This window comes from Pseudonocardia sp. (assembly GCF_035305885.1).
GTDB lineage: Bacteria > Actinomycetota > Actinomycetes > Mycobacteriales > Pseudonocardiaceae > Pseudonocardia.
The window spans coordinates 83,591-100,461 of the sequence record NZ_DATGOP010000152.1 but is presented as its reverse complement, the minus strand read 5'-3'; the positions used below and the strand labels follow the sequence as shown (position 1 = coordinate 100,461).

14 protein-coding genes are annotated in these 16,871 nt (G+C 75.5%); 4 read left to right on the top strand and 10 right to left on the bottom strand.

All coding sequences use genetic code 11. From position 1 onward, the window contains the following. Nucleotides 1-14: 14 nt before the first annotated feature. Nucleotides 15-569, top strand: coding sequence for a helix-turn-helix domain-containing protein (locus VKZ81_RS34160; protein WP_324245900.1), 555 nt, complete (start codon nucleotides 15-17; stop codon nucleotides 567-569). Nucleotides 570-572: 3 nt separating this feature from the next. On the opposite strand, the gene VKZ81_RS34155 is transcribed toward VKZ81_RS34160, so the two are convergent. From VKZ81_RS34155 to VKZ81_RS34110, 10 genes are all read right to left on the bottom strand, one after another. Continuing rightward, nucleotides 573-2,858, bottom strand: a complete 2,286-nt coding sequence (locus VKZ81_RS34155) for an ATP-binding protein (protein ID WP_324245899.1) — start codon at nucleotides 2,856-2,858, stop codon at nucleotides 573-575. 50 nt (nucleotides 2,859-2,908) lie between these two features. Then, entirely contained in the window at nucleotides 2,909-3,772 is an 864-nt protein-coding gene (locus VKZ81_RS34150; RefSeq protein ID WP_324245898.1) for a glycoside hydrolase family 16 protein, read from the bottom strand. A gap of 624 nt (nucleotides 3,773-4,396) precedes the next feature. Next, nucleotides 4,397-5,323 carry a pyridoxal 5'-phosphate synthase lyase subunit PdxS gene (gene pdxS, locus VKZ81_RS34145; RefSeq protein ID WP_324245897.1) on the bottom strand — a complete coding sequence of 309 codons (927 nt, stop codon included), beginning with the start codon at nucleotides 5,321-5,323 and terminating at the stop codon, nucleotides 4,397-4,399. 75 nt (nucleotides 5,324-5,398) lie between these two features. Further along, nucleotides 5,399-5,935, bottom strand: coding sequence for an NUDIX hydrolase (locus VKZ81_RS34140; protein WP_324245896.1), 537 nt, complete (start codon nucleotides 5,933-5,935; stop codon nucleotides 5,399-5,401). Continuing rightward, nucleotides 5,932-7,065: a glycosyltransferase family 4 protein gene (locus VKZ81_RS34135; protein WP_324246008.1), complete on the bottom strand. Its 1,134-nt coding sequence runs from the start codon at nucleotides 7,063-7,065 to the stop codon at nucleotides 5,932-5,934. The genes VKZ81_RS34140 and VKZ81_RS34135 overlap by 4 nt, the downstream gene beginning before the upstream one ends. Before the next feature lie 14 nt (nucleotides 7,066-7,079). Next, nucleotides 7,080-8,012, bottom strand: a complete 933-nt coding sequence (locus VKZ81_RS34130; RefSeq protein WP_324245895.1) for a phosphatidylinositol mannoside acyltransferase — start codon at nucleotides 8,010-8,012, stop codon at nucleotides 7,080-7,082. Next, nucleotides 8,009-8,653 (bottom strand): phosphatidylinositol phosphate synthase, encoded by a 645-nt coding sequence (gene pgsA, locus VKZ81_RS34125; RefSeq protein ID WP_324245894.1) that lies wholly within the window; start codon nucleotides 8,651-8,653, stop codon nucleotides 8,009-8,011. Before pgsA ends, VKZ81_RS34130 begins: the two co-directional genes overlap by 4 nt. A 50-nt stretch (nucleotides 8,654-8,703) precedes the next feature. Continuing rightward, entirely contained in the window at nucleotides 8,704-9,279 is a 576-nt protein-coding gene (locus tag VKZ81_RS34120) for an HIT family protein (protein ID WP_324245893.1), read from the bottom strand. 20 nt (nucleotides 9,280-9,299) lie between these two features. Beyond that, nucleotides 9,300-11,351, bottom strand: a complete 2,052-nt coding sequence (thrS, locus tag VKZ81_RS34115) for a threonine--tRNA ligase (protein WP_324245892.1) — start codon at nucleotides 11,349-11,351, stop codon at nucleotides 9,300-9,302. Nucleotides 11,352-11,460: 109 nt separating this feature from the next. After that, entirely contained in the window at nucleotides 11,461-12,846 is a 1,386-nt protein-coding gene (locus VKZ81_RS34110) for a hypothetical protein (RefSeq protein WP_324245891.1), read from the bottom strand. 277 nt (nucleotides 12,847-13,123) lie between these two features. Here VKZ81_RS34110 and VKZ81_RS34105 point away from each other — a divergent pair, with 277 nt between their 5' ends. From VKZ81_RS34105 to VKZ81_RS34095, 3 genes are read left to right on the top strand one after another with little or no spacing between them, the layout of a single operon-like run. Beyond that, entirely contained in the window at nucleotides 13,124-15,451 is a 2,328-nt protein-coding gene (locus tag VKZ81_RS34105) for a transglycosylase domain-containing protein (protein WP_324245890.1), read from the top strand. 35 nt (nucleotides 15,452-15,486) lie between these two features. Next, a complete protein-coding gene (locus VKZ81_RS34100; RefSeq protein ID WP_324245889.1) occupies nucleotides 15,487-15,729 on the top strand; it encodes a hypothetical protein in 243 nt (80 codons plus the stop codon). 17 nt (nucleotides 15,730-15,746) lie between these two features. After that, nucleotides 15,747-16,868, top strand: a complete 1,122-nt coding sequence (locus VKZ81_RS34095; RefSeq protein WP_324245888.1) for a DUF3500 domain-containing protein — start codon at nucleotides 15,747-15,749, stop codon at nucleotides 16,866-16,868. Nucleotides 16,869-16,871: the final 3 nt, after the last annotated feature.

Here is a 16,871-nt window from a genome sequence, read left to right as displayed (position 1 = left end):
GAACAAGGAGTCCGATGGATCGAACGGGCCCGCTCTCGGTCATCGCGGCCTCGCTGCGCAGGGAGCGCGAGCGGCTCGGCATCTCGCTCACCGAGCTCGCCCGCCGCGCAGGCATCGCCAAGTCGACGCTGTCCCAGCTGGAGGCGGGCACCGGCAACCCCAGCGTGGAGACGTTGTGGGCGCTCGCCGTCGCGCTCGAGGTCCCGTTCAGCAGGCTGGTCGACCCGCCCACGGCGCCGGTGCACGTGCTGCGCGCGGGCGAGGGCACGGCGATCGCGTCGGAACGCGCCCCGTTCGCCAGCACCCTGCTCGCCGCCTGTCCCCCCGGCGTGCGGCGCGACCTGCACGTCATCACGGCCGAGCCGGGACCCGACCGGGAGGCCGACAGCCACATCCCCGGCACCGTCGAGCACATGGTCGTCACGGCGGGGCGGTGGCGGGCCGGGCCGGTCGGCGGCGAGGTGGAGCTCGGCGTGGGCGACTACGCGCGCTTCCCCGGCGACCGCCCGCACACCTACGCCGCGCTCACCCCGGGGGCAGCAGCGGTGCTGGTGATGGAGTACGTCTGAGATCTACCGGATGCCGAGCAGCCGCTCGACCTCCTCGGTCGTCGGGTCGCCGCGCTCGAGGCAGAGCCGGTGCGCCTCCCGCCACACCCGCATCGCCTCCTCGTGGGCCCCGGCCGCGGACAACTGCCGCCCCAGCGCGACCCGCGTCGGGATCACCTCGTACCTGACGTCCAGTTCGTCGGCCGCCGCCACCGCCTCCCGGTAGGCCTGGACGGCGAGCGCGTCCTCGCCCCGCGCCGCGTGCACCTCGCCGAGCCGGTTCAACACCGGCACGAGCCGGAACGGCTCCGCCCCGCCCCGGATGACCTCGAGGGCGTGCTGCGCGGTCCGGAGCGCCTCGTCGAGCTCGCCGAGCTCGACGAGCGCGATGGCGAGGTTGTTCTCCGCGAACGCGGCGTAGAGCTCGTTGCCGTCCTGCAGGTAGAGGTCCCTCGCCCGCCCCAGCGCCGCCCGTGCCTCGCCGTGGCGACCCGACGTGCTGTAGCCCGCACCGAGGTTGAGCAGGCACGCCGCCTGCCCGTGCCGCACGCCCAGCCGCTCGAAGATGGCGAGGGCGCGTTCGCAGGTCCGCATCGCCTCGTCGGCGCAGCCGGGGAGGTGGCCGTACGGCTGGCCGAGCCCGTTGCGGATCTTGGCCTCGAGGAGGGCGTCGCCGACGGCGACCGCGTGCTCGACGCCGACCTCCCCCATCACCCGCATCTGGTGCCACAGACCCCGCATGTAGAAGTGGTGCCAGGTCAGCTGGCCGAGCGCGGCCGCGGCCCGCCGCTGGTCGGCGTCGTCGCCCCACCGGGCGACCTGGACCATCGCGTCCTGTTCGGCGTCGAGCCACGCGACGGCGGCGCGGTGGTCGGTGAACCGCTCGGGCTCGATGCCGCCCGGTGGCTCGGGAGGGATCGGCATGTCGTGCGGGGTCGTCACGACGTGGGCCCGGGCCGCGACCGCGGAGTGGACGTACCACTGCAGCAGGCGGCCCCGGGCCCGCGTGCACAGCTCGGGGTCGCGCTCGGCGCGGGCGCGGCCGTGCTCGCGCAGCAGGTCGTGCAGCTCGAAGCGCCCGGGGAACCGCTCCTCGAGCAGGTTCGCGTCCACCAGCCGCCGCAGGGGCGCCACCGCCCGCGCCGGGGCGACGCCGGCGAGCGCGGCCGCGGCCCGCACGCCGACCCGGCCGCCGGGGTGCAGGCTGAGCACGTCGAACATGCGGGCGGCCTCGGGGTCGAGCGCGTCGCAGGACCAGGAGAAGACCGACTGCAGGTCGGTGTCCGGGCTGTCGTCGACGGAGAGGGCGGCGAGCCGGCCGCGGTGGTCGTCCAGCTCCGCCGCGAGCTCCCGCAGCGGTGCGCCCGGGGCCGCACCCACCCGCTCGGCGGCCAGGCGGAGCGCGAGCGGCAAGCACGCGCACCGCCGCACGATCCGCGTCGCCGCCTCGGGTTCGGCGGCGACGCGTTCCCGGCCCACCGCCTCGGCGAGCAGCTCCAGCGCGTCCTGCTCCGGCAGCAGGTCGACGGTGAGGGTGCGGGCCCCGTGGTGCACCGACAGCGCGCGCAGCTTCCGCCTGCTCGTCACGAGGACGTACGCCCCGCTGCCCGGCAGCAGCGGCCGCACCTGCGCGCTGTCGCGAGCGTTGTCGAGCACGACCAGCACCCGTCGGCCGGCCATCGTGCTGCGCAGCAACGCGGACTGCTCGTCGACGCCCGCGGGGATCCGATCCGGGTCGACCCCCGAGGCGCGCAGCATCGCGGCGAGGGCGTCGGACGGCTCGACCGGCTCGCCGGGGCCGTACCCACGCAGGTTCAGGTAGATCTGACCGTCCGGGAAGTGCTGCTTCACCCGGTGCGCCCAGTGCACGGCGAGCGCCGTCTTGCCGATCCCCGCCGTCCCGTCGACCGCCGAGATGACGACCGGCGCGGCGTCGCCCCCGGCGCCGTCGACGGCCATGATCTTGTCGAGGAGCGCGATGTCGGCGTCCCGGCCGACGAACCCCGGCACGCCCGCCGGGAGCTGCCGCGGGACCGCGCCGGCGGCCGGCTCGGGGACCTCGGCCGCGGTCGGGGCGCCGTCCGCGGCCGCCGCGAGCGCGGCCCGGTCGGCCTCGTCGAGGTGCAGCGCGTCAGCGAGCAGCTGCAGGGAACTGCGCTGGGCGCGTCCCGCCGGACCGCCGGACTCGAGCCGCCGGATGGTCCGCACGCTCAGCCCGGCCCGCTCCGCCAGCTGTTCCTGGGTGAGCAGCGCCCGGGCGCGCCACCGCCGTAGGAGCGACCCGACCGACGGGCCGTCACTCGCCTCCACGGGGGTTCACTCTGCCGGTAGCCCCACCGGCGCCCGCAAGCCCCCGCGATCTAGCGCGCTGCGCCCGACTGCGCCCGCTGGGACGACCTCGGCCCGTCCGGGCTGCCCTCGGTGAGCGGGGCGCCCTCTGCCTCCTCGGTGCCCGGGTACCGGTACTGCTTGACCCAGTCGACCAGCATGTACGACTCCTGCACCTCGCCGACGGCGTCCTCGGGGAACCAGTCGAGCTGCACGCACAGGTGCATCGGGCGCGGCGGGAAGATCTCGGTGCGCTCGGTGCGCCACCACTCCTTGCCGTCCACGAACGCGGCGATGTGGGTGGGAGCCCACTCCACCGCCCAGTTGTGCCACTGGGTGGCGTCGATCTCCACCTCGCCGGAGATCTGGTCGTTGTCCTTGCCGTAGTGCAGGAAGATGTTCGTCTTCTGACGGGTGTGGTCGAGCATCTCCATGAAGTCGATCTCGCCGCCCACCGGGAAGTCCTCCGCGTCCGGCCACAGCAACAGCAGCGCGTTGTAGGACTCGTCGCTCGCCGGCGCCTTCACCCGGCCCTCCCACCGGCCGTACATCTGGCCCGGCTCCCAGCCCATGCCCGCGGTGTCCCCCTCGGGGCTCCCGGTGATCGTCATGATCCCGTCCGCGAAGCTGATGGCCGACGGGGTGCGCCTGCCCTTCCCGGCGTGCCCGGGCCCGTCGTAGACGTTCCAGCCCGGGCCGAGCCGCCCGTCGAACTCCTCGACGCGGACCGGCTCCCCCCAGTTGTGCAGGAACGCGGCGCTGGTCTCGTGGCCCCGCGACGTGCCGGGCGTCGCGGGCGGTGGCGGCGGGTCCTGCGGCGGCTGTGCCGCGGCGGTGGAGGCGCTGCCGAGCACGACCGCCCCGACGATGGCCGCGATGGTCAGGGACCGCCTCATCCGTCACTCCCGCCCCTCGAGTCACAACTCGGACAGGGCGGACGTTAAGCGGCGACCACTACCGGGGCCGCCCCGGTCACCTCACCGGGGGGTGAACTCGACCCGATCGAGCGAAGGGCCCGGTGAACACGCTCGTCCCCGGTTCGGCGGCGTCTGCTGCGGGTGGCCTCGACCGGGTCGACCGCCGCCCACCCCTTCGTGAGCTCGATGCTCTGCTCCCGCCCGGAGTTGACGTGCTCGAACATCAGCCGGGCGGCGCACTCGGCGTCCCCGGCCGCGACGGCCTTCGGCGCCCGGCACGTGCTCACCGACCGCGGCGCCGTCGTGCCGGCGTTCGACCGGGTCGAGGTCCCGCTGCTGCACGACGTGCCCGTGCTCGGCCCGGCGCAGTTCGGGCAGACCGCGCTCGGCTACGGCTGCGTCGCCGTGGTGGTGGTGACGGCGCTGCTGCTCGGCCCGCGCACGGCCCCAGGCGGACGTCCGAGGCGGAGATCACCCTCTTCGACTCCGTCGGCCCCGGGCTGCAGGACCTCGCCACCGCGGAGCTCCTGCTGGTCCGGCCCGGGCCCGGACCGAGGGGGTCGGAACCGAGGTGGACCTGTCGGCGTGACCCTCAGCCGCCGCTCACCAGCCGCGGGTGGCCAACCGCTGCTCCTCGGGGAGCTCCGCCACGTTGATGCCGACCATCGCCTCGCCGAGCCCGCGGGAGACCTTCGCGACGACGTCGGGGTCGTCGTAGAACGTGGTGGCCTTGACGATGGCCTCGGCCCGCTTGACCGGGTCGCCGGACTTGAAGATGCCCGAGCCGACGAACACGCCCTCGGCGCCGAGCTGCATCATCATCGCCGCGTCGGCCGGGGTGGCGATGCCGCCCGCGGTGAACAGCACCACCGGGAGCTTGCCCGCCTTGGCGACCTCGGCCACCAGCTCGTACGGTGCGCGCAGCTCCTTGGCGGCCACGTACAGCTCGGCCTCGTCCAGCGTCGTCAGCCTGCGGATCTCCGAGCGGATCGCCCGCATGTGCCGGGTGGCCTCGACGACGTTGCCGGTGCCCGCCTCGCCCTTCGACCGGATCATGGCCGCGCCCTCGGCGATGCGGCGCAGCGCCTCACCGAGGTTGGTGGCGCCGCACACGAACGGCACGGTGAACGCCCACTTGTCGATGTGGTGGGCCTCGTCGGCCGGGGTGAGCACCTCGGACTCGTCGATGTAGTCCACGCCGAGCGACTGCAGCACCTGCGCCTCGACGAAGTGCCCGATGCGGGTCTTGGCCATCACCGGGATCGAGACGGCGTTGATGATGCCCTCGATCATGTCGGGGTCGCTCATGCGCGCCACGCCGCCCTGGGCGCGGATGTCGGCGGGCACCCGTTCGAGCGCCATGACGGCGACCGCCCCGGCGTCCTCGGCGATCTTCGCCTGCTCCGGGGTGACCACATCCATGATCACGCCGCCCTTGAGCATCTCCGCCATCCCGCGCTTGACGCGCGCGGTGCCCAGCACCGACTCGTTCTGCGCGGGTTCGGTGGTGGCCTTCTCGGGGGACGACACGGCGGGTCTACCTCTCGCTTCGACGGCTTGCGATCCACCCGATGGTACGTCAGCCGGGTGGGCCCGCCCGCCCGTTCATCGGGCGGCCGTCGTCACACCCGGGCCGGGGTCGGCGATCTCGAAGTAGGTGGGCATCGGCGCGGTCCCCGCCAGGTGCAGCCAGCGCACCAACCGCCGGGAACGCAGGTCGCGGGTGTCGCGCACCGCATCGTTGTAGACCCGGCGGGCGATGACGAGCAGCTGTTCGGCCTCCTCCAGCTCGGCCCGCACGTCCGGCGGCAGCGGCCCCCGCGGGACGGCCGCGAGCTCGCGGGTGAGCGCGTTCTCCGCGACCTCCCGGTCGCCGTCGCCGACCCGCTCGGCGCGCACCCCGAGCGCCGCGGCGCGCACCCCCGCGGCGCGCTCCCGCTCGCCGGCCAGGCCCGCGAGCACGTCCGCGACCGCGAGCGCCGCGTTCGCCCGCCGCTCGCACGCCGCCTCCAGGCCGGTGCGGGCGGCGTCGATGCGCACGTGCAGCCGGTCCAGCCGCCGCGCCCGGGTGGTGACCAGGACGACGACCGCGGCGACGAGGAGCACCGCGAGGACGACGAGCAGCCATGCGAGCAGCGTCATCGCGCCCCTCCGATCGGGATCCGCCGCGGGTCGGCGGCGATGGCGGCGCGGTACACGCGCAGCACCGCCGCGGCCACCGCGGGCCAGTCGAAGGCGGCCGCCCGCGCCCGGCCGGCCCGCGAGAGCGCGGCCCGCCGCGCCGGGTCGTCGAGCAGCGCCGCGAGCCGCTCGGCCAGCGCGGCCGCGTCCCCCGCCGGGAACAGCACCCCGGCGGGCTCGGGCTCGCCCAGGACCGCGCGGAACGCGTCGAGGTCGCTCGCGAGCACCGGCGCCCCGGCGGCCATGGCCTCGGCGAGCACGATCCCGAAGCTCTCGCCGCCGGTGTGCGGGGCGCAGAACACCTCCACCGAGCGGAGCGCGGCCGCCTTGGTGGGCTCGTCGACCGGGCCGAGGATGTCGAGCCGGTCGGCCACCGGGCCCGCGCGGTGGCGCAGCCACTCCGCGTCTCCGCTGCCCGCGACCAGCACCCGCAGGTCGGGCCGGGTGGGCGCGAGCCGCCGCACCGCGTCCAGCAGCACCGACATGCCCTTGCGGGGCTCGTCGAAGCGGCCGAGGAATCCGACCGTGCCCTGCAGCGGGTACCCGGGCAGCGGCGCCGCGCGCGCGAACGCACCCACGTCGATACCGTTGGGGATCTCGACGGCGTCGCCGCCCAGGTGCTCGACCTGGACCCGCCGGGCGACCGGCGACACCGCGATCCGCGCGGTGACCTTCTCCATCAGCGGCCGCAGCACCCCGCCGAACGCCGCGAGCGCCCGCGACCGCTCCGTGGCGGTGTGGAAGGTGACCACGATCGGGCCCTCGGCGGCGAGCAGCGCCAGCACCGACACGCTGATCGTCGTCGGCTCGTGCAGGTGCAGCACGTCGAACGTGTGCTCGGTGAGCCAGCGACGGGCCCGCGCGTAGGTGAGCGGCCCGAACGCGACCCGCGCCACCGAGCCGTTGTAGGGCACGCCGACCGAGCGCCCGGCGGGGGTGACGAACCCCGGCACCGCCGTGCCCTCCGCGGCGGGCGCGAGCACGCTCACGCTGTGCCCGAGCCGCTCCAGGGCGGCCGCGAGGCCAACGACGTGTGCCTGCACGCCCCCCGGGACGTCGAGGGAGTACGGGCAGACGATGCCCACCCGCAGCGGGCCCTGCGCGTTCACCGGGGCTCCCGATCGGCCGTCCACAGCGGCTGCAACGCGTGCCAGTCCTGTGGTGCCTGCGCGATGAGGTCGGCGAACGCGTCGGCGATCGCCTGGGTGGCCTTCGCCACCGCGTGCGGGGTGCGGTCCACCGGGATCGGGTCCGCGATCGGCACCACCCACCCGTCCGGGCTGAAGTGGGGGTAGGCGGGCATGAGCACCGCCCCGGTGAGCGCCGCGAGCCGCGCGGGCCCGGTCGGGAACCGCGCGGGTTCGCCGAAGAACGAGACCTCGATGCCGGAGCCGGTGAGGTCCCGGTCGGCGACGAGGCACACCACGCCGCCCGCGCGCAGCCGCCGCGTGAGCGCCCGGTGGGCGGCGGTGCCCGCCTCGGCCGGGACCACCTCGAACCCGAGCGCCTCGCGGTAGGCGAGGAACCGGCGGTAGAGCGACTCGGGGCGCAGCCGCTGAGCCACGGTGGTGAACACCGGCTCGCGCCCGAGCCGGCGCAGCGTCTCGACGACCCACACGCCCGCGGCGTCCCAGTTGCCGCTGTGCGGCACGGCGAACACCACGCCGCGGCCTTCGGCCAGCGCGGCGTAGAACGGGCCGGTGCCGCTCATCCCCCGGTCCATCAGGGCGTGTACCGCCGCGGCGTCGCCGGGCCGCAGCCGGAACATCTCGCACCAGTAGCGGGCGTAGCTGCGCAGGCCGTCCCGCACGAGCGCGTCCAGCTCCGCGGGCGAGGCGTCGGGGACGACCCGGGCGAGGTTGCGCCGCAGCCGCTGGGCCGGGCCGGCCCCGGTCAGGGCGGCGAGGTCGGCCGCGAGCCGGAACGCGCGTCCGGTCACCCCGGCCGGCAGGGCCCGGGCGAGCCGCCACGCCAGCGCGTACTGGAGGTCGGCCAGCCGCTCCCGGGCCGGCTGCGGGCTCAGGCGGGCGGCGCTCACGGGTTCTGGGCCGGGTCGGGTGGAACGGGGCCGGCCTGCGCGTCCCGGGCGCTGCGGTGCACCGCCGCGAGCCGCTGGCCGACCGTCCACACCGACGCGGCCGCGAGCAGCCACAGCGCCACGTGCAACGCGTAGGGCACGCCGAGCCCGTGCAGCGCGGAGCCGACCAGGGCGACGATCAGCCGCTCCGCGCGCTCGACGAGGCCGCCGTCGGCCGAGAGGCCCGCCCCCTCGGCCCGTGCCTTGATGTAGGAGACGATCTGGCCCGACACCAGGCACAGCAGCGCCGCGACGCCGAGCCCCCGCTCCCCGCCGACGCCCAGGCACCACCAGGTGAGGGCGGCGAAGAGGGCGCCGTCGGCGATGCGGTCGCAGGTGGAGTCGAGCACGGCCCCGAACGGCGTGCTGTAGCCGCGGGCCCGCGCCATCGCCCCGTCGACGAGGTCGAGCAGCACGAACAGCGCGACCACGGCCGCGCCCGCGAACAGCTGGCCCTGTGGCAGGAACCACAGCGCCGCGGCGACCGACCCGACGGTGCCGACCACCGTGACGACGTCAGGCGTGACCTTCCGCGCGACCAGCCACCGGCCGACGGGCTCGGTCGCGCGGTTGACCTGCACGCGGGCGAAGACGTTGAGCATGGACTCCTGCTTGATCGCCGGGGCGGCGACCCGCCTCTACCCTGCCAAGCCTACTGCCGTTCACACGGTGGGCGATGCTCAGCCGGGTCGGGCGCCGGCCACGCCTCGGCGAGCAGCGCCCGCGTCTCCGACAGCAGCTGCGGGATCACCTTCGTCTGCCCGATCACGGCGATGAAGTTGGCGTCGCCGCCCCAGCGCGGCACCACGTGCTGGTGGAGGTGCTCGGCGAGCGAGCCGCCCGCCGCCGCGCCCAGGTTGATCCCGACGTTGAACGCGTGCGGCGCCGCCACCCGCTTCATCGCCCGCACCGCCGCCTGGGTGAACGACATGAGCTCGTGCGACTCCGCCGGCTCGAGGTCCTCCAGCTCCGCGACGTGCCGGTACGGCAGCACCATCAGGTGCCCCGGGTTGTACGGGTGCAGGTTGAGCACCGCGTACACCGTCGTGCCGCGGGCCACGACGAGCCCTTCCTCGTCGGGCAGCTTCGGGATGCGGCAGAACGGGCAGCCCTCCGTACCGGCGTCCTTGATGTAGGCCAACCGGTGCGGGGTCCAGAGCCTGCGGAACCCGTCGGGCGTGCCGACGCCGTCACGCGGTTCGTAGGTCGGCTCGCCCGACTCGCTCATGCGCCGATCCTAAGGACGCCTCAGGACGTGGCGGCGAGGGCGTCCGCGTTCGGCGAGGCGTTGTTGCGGCTGCGGATCCAGTCGACGACCGTGGTCACCGCCTCGGCGACCGGGACCCCGTTGAGCTGGCTGCCGTCGCGGAACCGGAAGCTCACCGCGCCCGCCTCCTGGTCGCGCCCGCCCACGAGCAGCAGGAACGGCACCTTCTGGAGGGTGTGGGTGCGGATCTTCTTCTGCATCCGGTCGTCGCCCGCGTCCACCTCGACGCGGACCCCGTGCGCCTTGAGCTGCCGTGCGACGTCCTCGACGTAGGGCACCTGCTCGTCGGTGACCGGGATCGCCACGACCTGCACCGGGGACAGCCACGCCGGGAACGCGCCGGCGTAGTGCTCGGTGAGGACGCCGAAGAACCGCTCGATGGACCCGAACAGCGCCCGGTGGATCATCACCGGCTGCCGGCGGGAGCCGTCGGCCGCGGTGTACTCCAGGTCGAACAGCCCCGGCTCCATCAGGTCGACCTGGATGGTCGACATCTGCCAGCTGCGCCCGATCGCGTCCTTGGCCTGCACGCTGATCTTGGGGGCGTAGAAGGCGGCGCCGCCCGGGTCGAGCACCAGGTCGAGCCCGCTGGCCTCGGCGGCCTCACGCAGCGCGTTCGTGGCGCGCTCCCAGTCCTCGTCGGACCCGATCGACTTCTCCGGGTCGCGGGTGGACAGCTCGAGGTAGAAGTCGTCGAGGCCGTAGTCGCGCAGCAGGTCGAGCACGAACTGCAGCAGCGAGCGGATCTCGCCCTGCATCTGCTCCTGGGTGCAGTAGATGTGCGCGTCGTCCTGGGTGAAGCCGCGCGCCCGGGTGAGCCCGTGCACCACGCCCGACTTCTCGTAGCGGTAGACGCTGCCGAACTCGAACAGCCGCAGCGGCAGCTCCCGGTACGACCGCCCGCGCGAGCGGTAGATCAGGTTGTGCATCGGGCAGTTCATCGGCTTCAGGTAGTAGTCCTGCCCGGGCTTGCGCACGGTGCCGTCGGCGGCGCGCTCCTCGTCGAGGTGCATGGGCGGGTACATGCCCTCGCGGTACCAGGACAGGTGCCCCGAGGTCTCGAACAGCTGCGCCTTGGTGATGTGCGGGGTGTTGACGAACTCGTAGCCCGCCTCCTCGTGGCGGCGCCGCGAGTAGTCCTCCAGCTCCTTGCGGATCACCCCGCCCTTCGGGTGGAACACCGCGAGGCCGGAGCCGATCTCGTCGGGGAACGAGAACAGGTCCAGCTCGGCGCCGAGGCGGCGGTGGTCGCGGCGCTCGGCCTCCTCCAGCCGCTGCAGGTAGGCGTCGAGGGCCTCCTGGCTCTCCCACGCGGTGCCGTAGATGCGCTGCAGCTGCGGGTTCTTCTCGTCGCCGCGCCAGTACGCGGCGGCGGAGCGCATCAGCTTGAACGCCGGGATGTAGCGGGTGGTGGGCACGTGCGGGCCCCGGCACAGGTCCGACCAGACGGTCTCGCCGGTGTGGGCGTGCACGTTGTCGTAGATGGTGAGCTCGCCGGAGGCGTCGACCTCCACGACGTCCTCGCCGGGGGCGCCCTTGAGGTCGATCAGCTCCAGCTTGTAGGGCTCGTGGGCGAGCTCCTTGCGGGCCTCGTCGCGCGAGTCGAAGCGGCGGCGGGAGAACCGCTGGCCGGACTTGATGATCTTCTTCATCGCCGACTCGAGCTTGCGCAGGTCGTCCGGGGTGAACGGCCGGTCGACGTCGAAGTCGTAGTAGAAGCCGTCGGCGATCGGCGGGCCGATACCCAGCTTCGCCTCCGGGTGCAGCTGCTGCACGGCCTGCGCGAGCACGTGCGCCGCGGAGTGGCGGATGACGCTGCGGCCCTCGTCGGTGTCGGCCGGGACCGGCTCCACCTCGACGTCGGACTCCGGCGCCCAGGCCAGGTCGCGCAGCTGCCCGTCTGCGTCGCGCACGACGACGACCGCGGACGGCCCGGTGGTGGGCAGGCCCGCCTCCCGTACCGCGGTGCCGGCGGTCGTCCCGGCCGGCACCCGGACCGGGGCGGACGCAGGACGAGAAGCGGGCGCGGACACGGGAAACCTCCTGGGGATCTGTCGAGCTCGGGCGCCGACCGCCCGAGGCCCGTCGATGCTAGTCGGGCGCCCCCCACGGCCTGCGAGCCGGTTTCCGCACCGGCGCCGGTCAGGCCAGCCGGCGCAGTCCGGCGAGGGTCCGCCGCATGGTGGAGAGGTCGTCCGACCACGGCAGGTTCAGCACCGCGGGCGTGACGACCGCCCCGGGGGCGGGGGCGGCGTGGGCGGGGGCGGCGCGCCTGCGCCGGGGTAGCGCGGGCAGCGCGAGCAGCGCGAGGGCGCCCGTCGCCGGATCCGCCCGGCCGGAGTCGACGGCGACGATCGCGGGGTCGCGGCCGTCCCCGTCGGCGCGCAGCGCGTGCCGGGGCAGCGGGACGGACGGTGGCTCCGGCGGGCGCTCCGCCCGGTTCTCCGGGCGCGGCCGGGGCGAGGGGCGGTCCGGGGGGCGGGCCGAGAGGCGCTCCGAGGGGCGCTGTCGCGGGATGTGCTCGGTGGCCGGCTGCTGGGGCTCGGAGGGTTGCGAACGGGCCTGGCGCGGGGGCGGGGCCGGGCGGGGTGCGGGGAGCCGGCGCGGCGGGTCCTGCCGCGGCGGCTCGGGGCCCGGCGGCGAGCCGGGCGGCTCGACGCCGGGCATCGCCGGCCCGGGCGCGCCCCGGCCGGGCTCGCGCGCGTCGCGCTCGCGCAGGGAGCGGGGTGGCGCCGAAAGGGGTGGCGTCGAAAGGGGTGGCGTCGAACGGGCCGCGGCGGGTGCGGGCGGTCCCGGGTTCTCCGGCGTCGAGCGTCGGTGCGCCGGCGACGCGGGGGCGTCCGGCCGGGCCCGCGGCGGCTCCGGACCGGTCTCGCGCCCGCCGCCCCGCGCCGTGCGCGGGGCCGGGCGGGGAGGGGGCGTGGCCGGCCGCATCCCCGGCTCCGTCGACGCCGCGGCGGACCGCTCCACCCCGCGCGCCTCGTCGCGCCCCGGCTCGGCCTCCGCCGGGTCCCGCCGCGTCCGCGGCAGCGAGTACGGCCAGGCGTCCTCGGCGGCCCGGTGGCGTCGGAGCTCGTCCCGCCGGGCCGCGGGGCGCGCGGCGGGCGCCGCCTCCCGGCCCGTGCCGCCCGCGACCGCGCGCCCGAGGCCGGCGAGCCCGCGCCGCACGGCGGCGATGTCGCCCCGGGCGGGGTCCAGGCGGGCGTGCAGCACCACGCCGTCGCACTCGCGCAGCACGTGCAGGGACGCGCTGCCCAGGGCCACCGCGACGTCCTCGATCCGCTCGCCGCGCCCCCGCGCGAGGGCCTGCGCAGCGCGCGCGAGCTGGGCGAGCGCGGCGGGGTCGTCGCCGTCGGCCGGGCCGACGCGGGCCAGCACCTGCCCGCTCGCCCCGTCGACGGCGTGCGCCGCCTGCGCCCCCGCGGCCCGCACGAGCGCGGCAAGCCGGGCTTCCAGCGGCGGTGGGCCGGGGGGTGGTTCGGGGGGCACCGCCTCGGGCGCGCTGCGGTCACGAGGAGTGGGGAGCATCCGCGCAGCATCGCGCGGCGTGGCGGAGCAACCGATGTCCACCCGCTCGGCCGTCGCCGCTGCGCCGACCGGGCACGCGGCCGTCCGACGGACGGATGATCACCGAGCGTGACGATCGTGGCCCACCGGGTGCGTCGACGATCACTCTGCGCAAGCCCATCGGGTGATGTCGGGGCCTGCGCCACACCGCCGTCGCGGCGGCGCCCGTTGGACCTCACGTCCTCCCCGCCGTCGGGCGGGGAGTGCTGGTCAGGGCAGGTAAGGGGAGGTGCGACGCGTGCACGGAGCCCGTCCGAGGCGCTCCTCCCGCTCCGCCGGGCCCGGGGTGCGGGGCCTGGGGCTGCCGACGCAGCGGTCGCGGCGGGGCACCCACCCGGTCGGCTGGTGGCAGCCGCCGAAGCCGCAGCGCAGCCGGGCGCAGCGGGCCCGCGCGCAGGGCCACGGCACGCCGGGGATGGACACCGCGCGCCACCGCGCACCGGAGGCCACCGACGTCCTGCCGCTCGCCGAAGCCCCCGCGCGCGCCGCCCGCCTCTCCCCGCGGGCGCGCCGGAGGCGCATGCTGCTGCGGGCGTTCGTCGGGACGGCGGCGGTGGTCCTGCTGGGGCCCGTGCTCGCCTTCACGATCGGCTACCTGGCCTTCCCGGTCCCCACCCCGGACGCGGCGGTGAACAACCAGGTCACGGTCGTCTCGTACGCCGACGGCACCCCGCTCACCCGGCTGGTGCCCGAGGAGGGCAACCGGATCAAGGTGTCGCTCGAGCAGGTGCCGGTGCACGTGCGGTATGCGGTGCTCGCCGCGGAGGACCGCTCGTTCTACTCCAACCCGGGCTTCGACCTCACCGGCATCGCGCGCGCGGCCTGGAACCAGCTGCGCGGCGGCGTGGGCGGTGGCTCGACGATCACGCAGCAGTTCGTGAAGAAGGCGCTCGTCGGCGACGAGCAGACGCTGTGGCGCAAGTACAAGGAGGTCGTCCTCGCGGTCAAGCTCTCCCAGCAGCGCACGAAGGACGAGATCCTCGCCGACTACCTGAACACGATCTACTTCGGCCGCGGCGCCTACGGCATCCAGTCCGCCGCCCAGGCCTACTTCGGCAAGAACGTCGACCAGCTCACCCCGACCGAGGGCGCGCTGCTGGCGGGGTTGATCCAGTCGCCGTCCCGCTGGGACCCGGCGGTCAACCCGGAGCGGGCCGTCGCGCGGTGGAACTTCGTGCTCGACGGGATGGTCTCCCAGGGCTGGATGGACCCGGCCGAGCGGGCGGGCGCGCATTTCCCGCAGACGCAGGCGCGCCGGGCGCTCGCCCGCGGCGTCCCGACCGACAGCCGCGGTCACATCGTCAGCGCCGTGACCGCCGAGCTGGAGGACCTCGGCTTCACCGAGCAGGACGTCGCCCAGCAGGGCCTGCGGATCACGACGACGATCGACCCCCGCCGCCAGCAGCAGGTGGTCGACGCCGCGCACGACGCCCTCGACAAGCAGCCGGTGAACCTGCGCAGCGCCGTGGTGCAGATCGACCCGCGGACCGGAGCGGTCCTCGCCTACTACGGCGGCGACAACGGGCTCGGCCTGGACTACGCGCAGGTGCGCAAGCTCGCCGGCTCGACGTTCAAGCCGTTCGTCGTGCTCGCCGCGCTGCTGCGCGACCCGCCGGTGGGCCTCGGCGAGGTCTTCGACGGGCGCGAGGTACCCGGCCTGCGCAACGCGGAGGGCGCCGACTGCGACGAGTGCGACCTCAAGCAGGCCATGACCGTGTCGAACAACGTCGTGTTCCACACGCTCACCAAGAAGATCGGCCCGGAGGCCGTCGCCGCCGCGGCCCGCGCCGCGGGCATCACCTCCCCGCTCGACAACCCGACCGAGGGCATCGCGCTGGGCAACAAGGAGGTGTCGACGTTCGAGCTGGCCTCGGCGTACGCGACGCTCGCGGCGGGCGGCGTGTGGCGCCAGCCGCACCTCGTGGCGTCGGTGGTCACGGCCGACGGCACCGTGCTCTACCAGGCCTCCACCGAGGGCGAGCGCCGCTTCCCGGAGCGGGTGGCGCGCAACGTGGTCGAGTCCATGCTCGACGTCGCCGAGCACGACGACCTCGCCCTGCCGGGCGGGCGCCCCGTCGCGGCCAAGACGGGCACCGTCGAGTCGCGGTTCGAGGGGGAGAACAACGACGCGTGGATGGCCGGGTTCACCCCGTCGCTGTCCACCGCGGTGTGGCTGGGCACCGACATGAACTCCCCCATCCGCACCGCGCGCGGCCGGCCGATCCGCGGCAGCAGCCTGCCGGGGGACGTGTGGCAGGAGGCCATGTCGAAGGCGCTGGCGGGCACCCCGGTCGAGGACTTCCCGCCGCTGCGGCCCATCGGGAAGCCGCCGTCCCCGCTCGGGGCCAACGAGACCCCGCCGCCGTCGGCTCCCCCATCCGTCCCGCCGGAGCAGCCGCCGTCGGCGCCGGAGCCAGGAGCGCCGCCCGGGCCGGTGCCCGCGCCACCGCCGGAGGAGCAGGAGCTCGTCCCGGAGGAGCCCGAGCGGCCCGGCTTCTTCAGCGACGAGGGGGCCGACGAGCCCGACGAGGAGGACGAGGACTGCTCGATCACTCCTTGTGGCTGACGACGGCAGCGCGTTCGCCGACTACCGTGGACGGTGTGGCCGCGCACACAGGCGAGCGGACGTTCGAGGTGGTGGCCTGGCTCTCGGAGCGGCACCTGGTGCTCTACGTGCCGGAGATCGAGGCAGCCACCACCGCCCCGGCGATGCCTGACGCCGAGGACGCGGCGCGGTCGCTGATCGTCGACCTCACCGGCCTCGACCCGGAGAAGGTCCGGTGCGACATCCGGCTCGGCCGCGCCCGGGGTGGGCTCGGCGGGCCACCCATGCCGGCGGTGTAGGCGGTTAAGGTCATGCCATGGCGCAGGCGGTGACCGACGTCGGTCGCGACGTGGCGGATCGGATGGCCGAGGCGGCCTCGGCGTGGCTGGAGTCCCTCGACCCGGAGCAGCGGAAGGTGGCGGTCGGCCCCCCACCCGGCACGAGCGAGGAGGCCGAGGGCGAGCGCACCCGGTGGTTCTACACGCCCACCGACCACGGCGGCCTCACCTTCCACCAGCAGCGACCCGCGCAGCACCGGCTCGTGATGCGGCTGCTCGCCACCGGCCTGTCCGAGGCCGGGTACAACACGGTCGCCACCGTGCTCGGTCTGGAGAACGTGCTCGACCGCACGGAGGGCTTCACCGTCGACTTCGGCTGGGAGCGGGGCCGCGACCCGGGCCGCTACTTCCTGCGGGTCTTCGGCGAGCCCGGGGGCTCGGCCCCGTGGGGGTGGCGGTTCGGCGGCCACCACGTGTCGCTGCACAACCTCGTCGTGGACGGGCGGGTCGTGGCCACCACGCCCTGCTTCCTCGGCGCCGACCCGGCCCGCTCCCCGCTGCTGGGCGGCGCGGCGCTGCGGCCGCTGGGGGTGGCCGAGGACCTGGCGCGCGAGCTCGTGCGCTCGCTGCACCCGGACCTCGCCGCGCGCGCCCTGCTGCTCGGACGGGCCCCCGACGACATCGTGGCGGGCAACAGCCCGCAGGTCGTGAGCGGGCTGGACCGCAGCGCGCTGTGGCGGCCGGGCGGCCCGCACGTCGATCCGCGCGGGGCCACCCCGGTCACCGGCATGCAGGGCGGCGAGCAGGAGGCGCTGGCGATCACCCCGGAGCCGAAGGGCGTCCCGGGCGCCGAGCTGGACGCCGCGCAACGCGAGCTGCTGCACGCGCTGCTCGGCACCTACCTCGACCGCGTGCCGCCGGGGATCTCCCCGCTCCCCCGCTACGACGACCCGGCCGCGCTCGACGCCGTGCACCTCGCGTGGGCCGGTTCCACGGAGCCGGGCGAACCGCACTACTACCGGCTGCAGGGCCCGCGGCTGCTCATCGAGTGGGACAACACCCAGCGGGGCGCCAACCACGCCCACGCGGTGTGGCGGGATCCCGAGGCCGACTTCGGCCGCGACGTGCTGGCCGCGCACCGGGCGGCGCACCACTCCTGACCG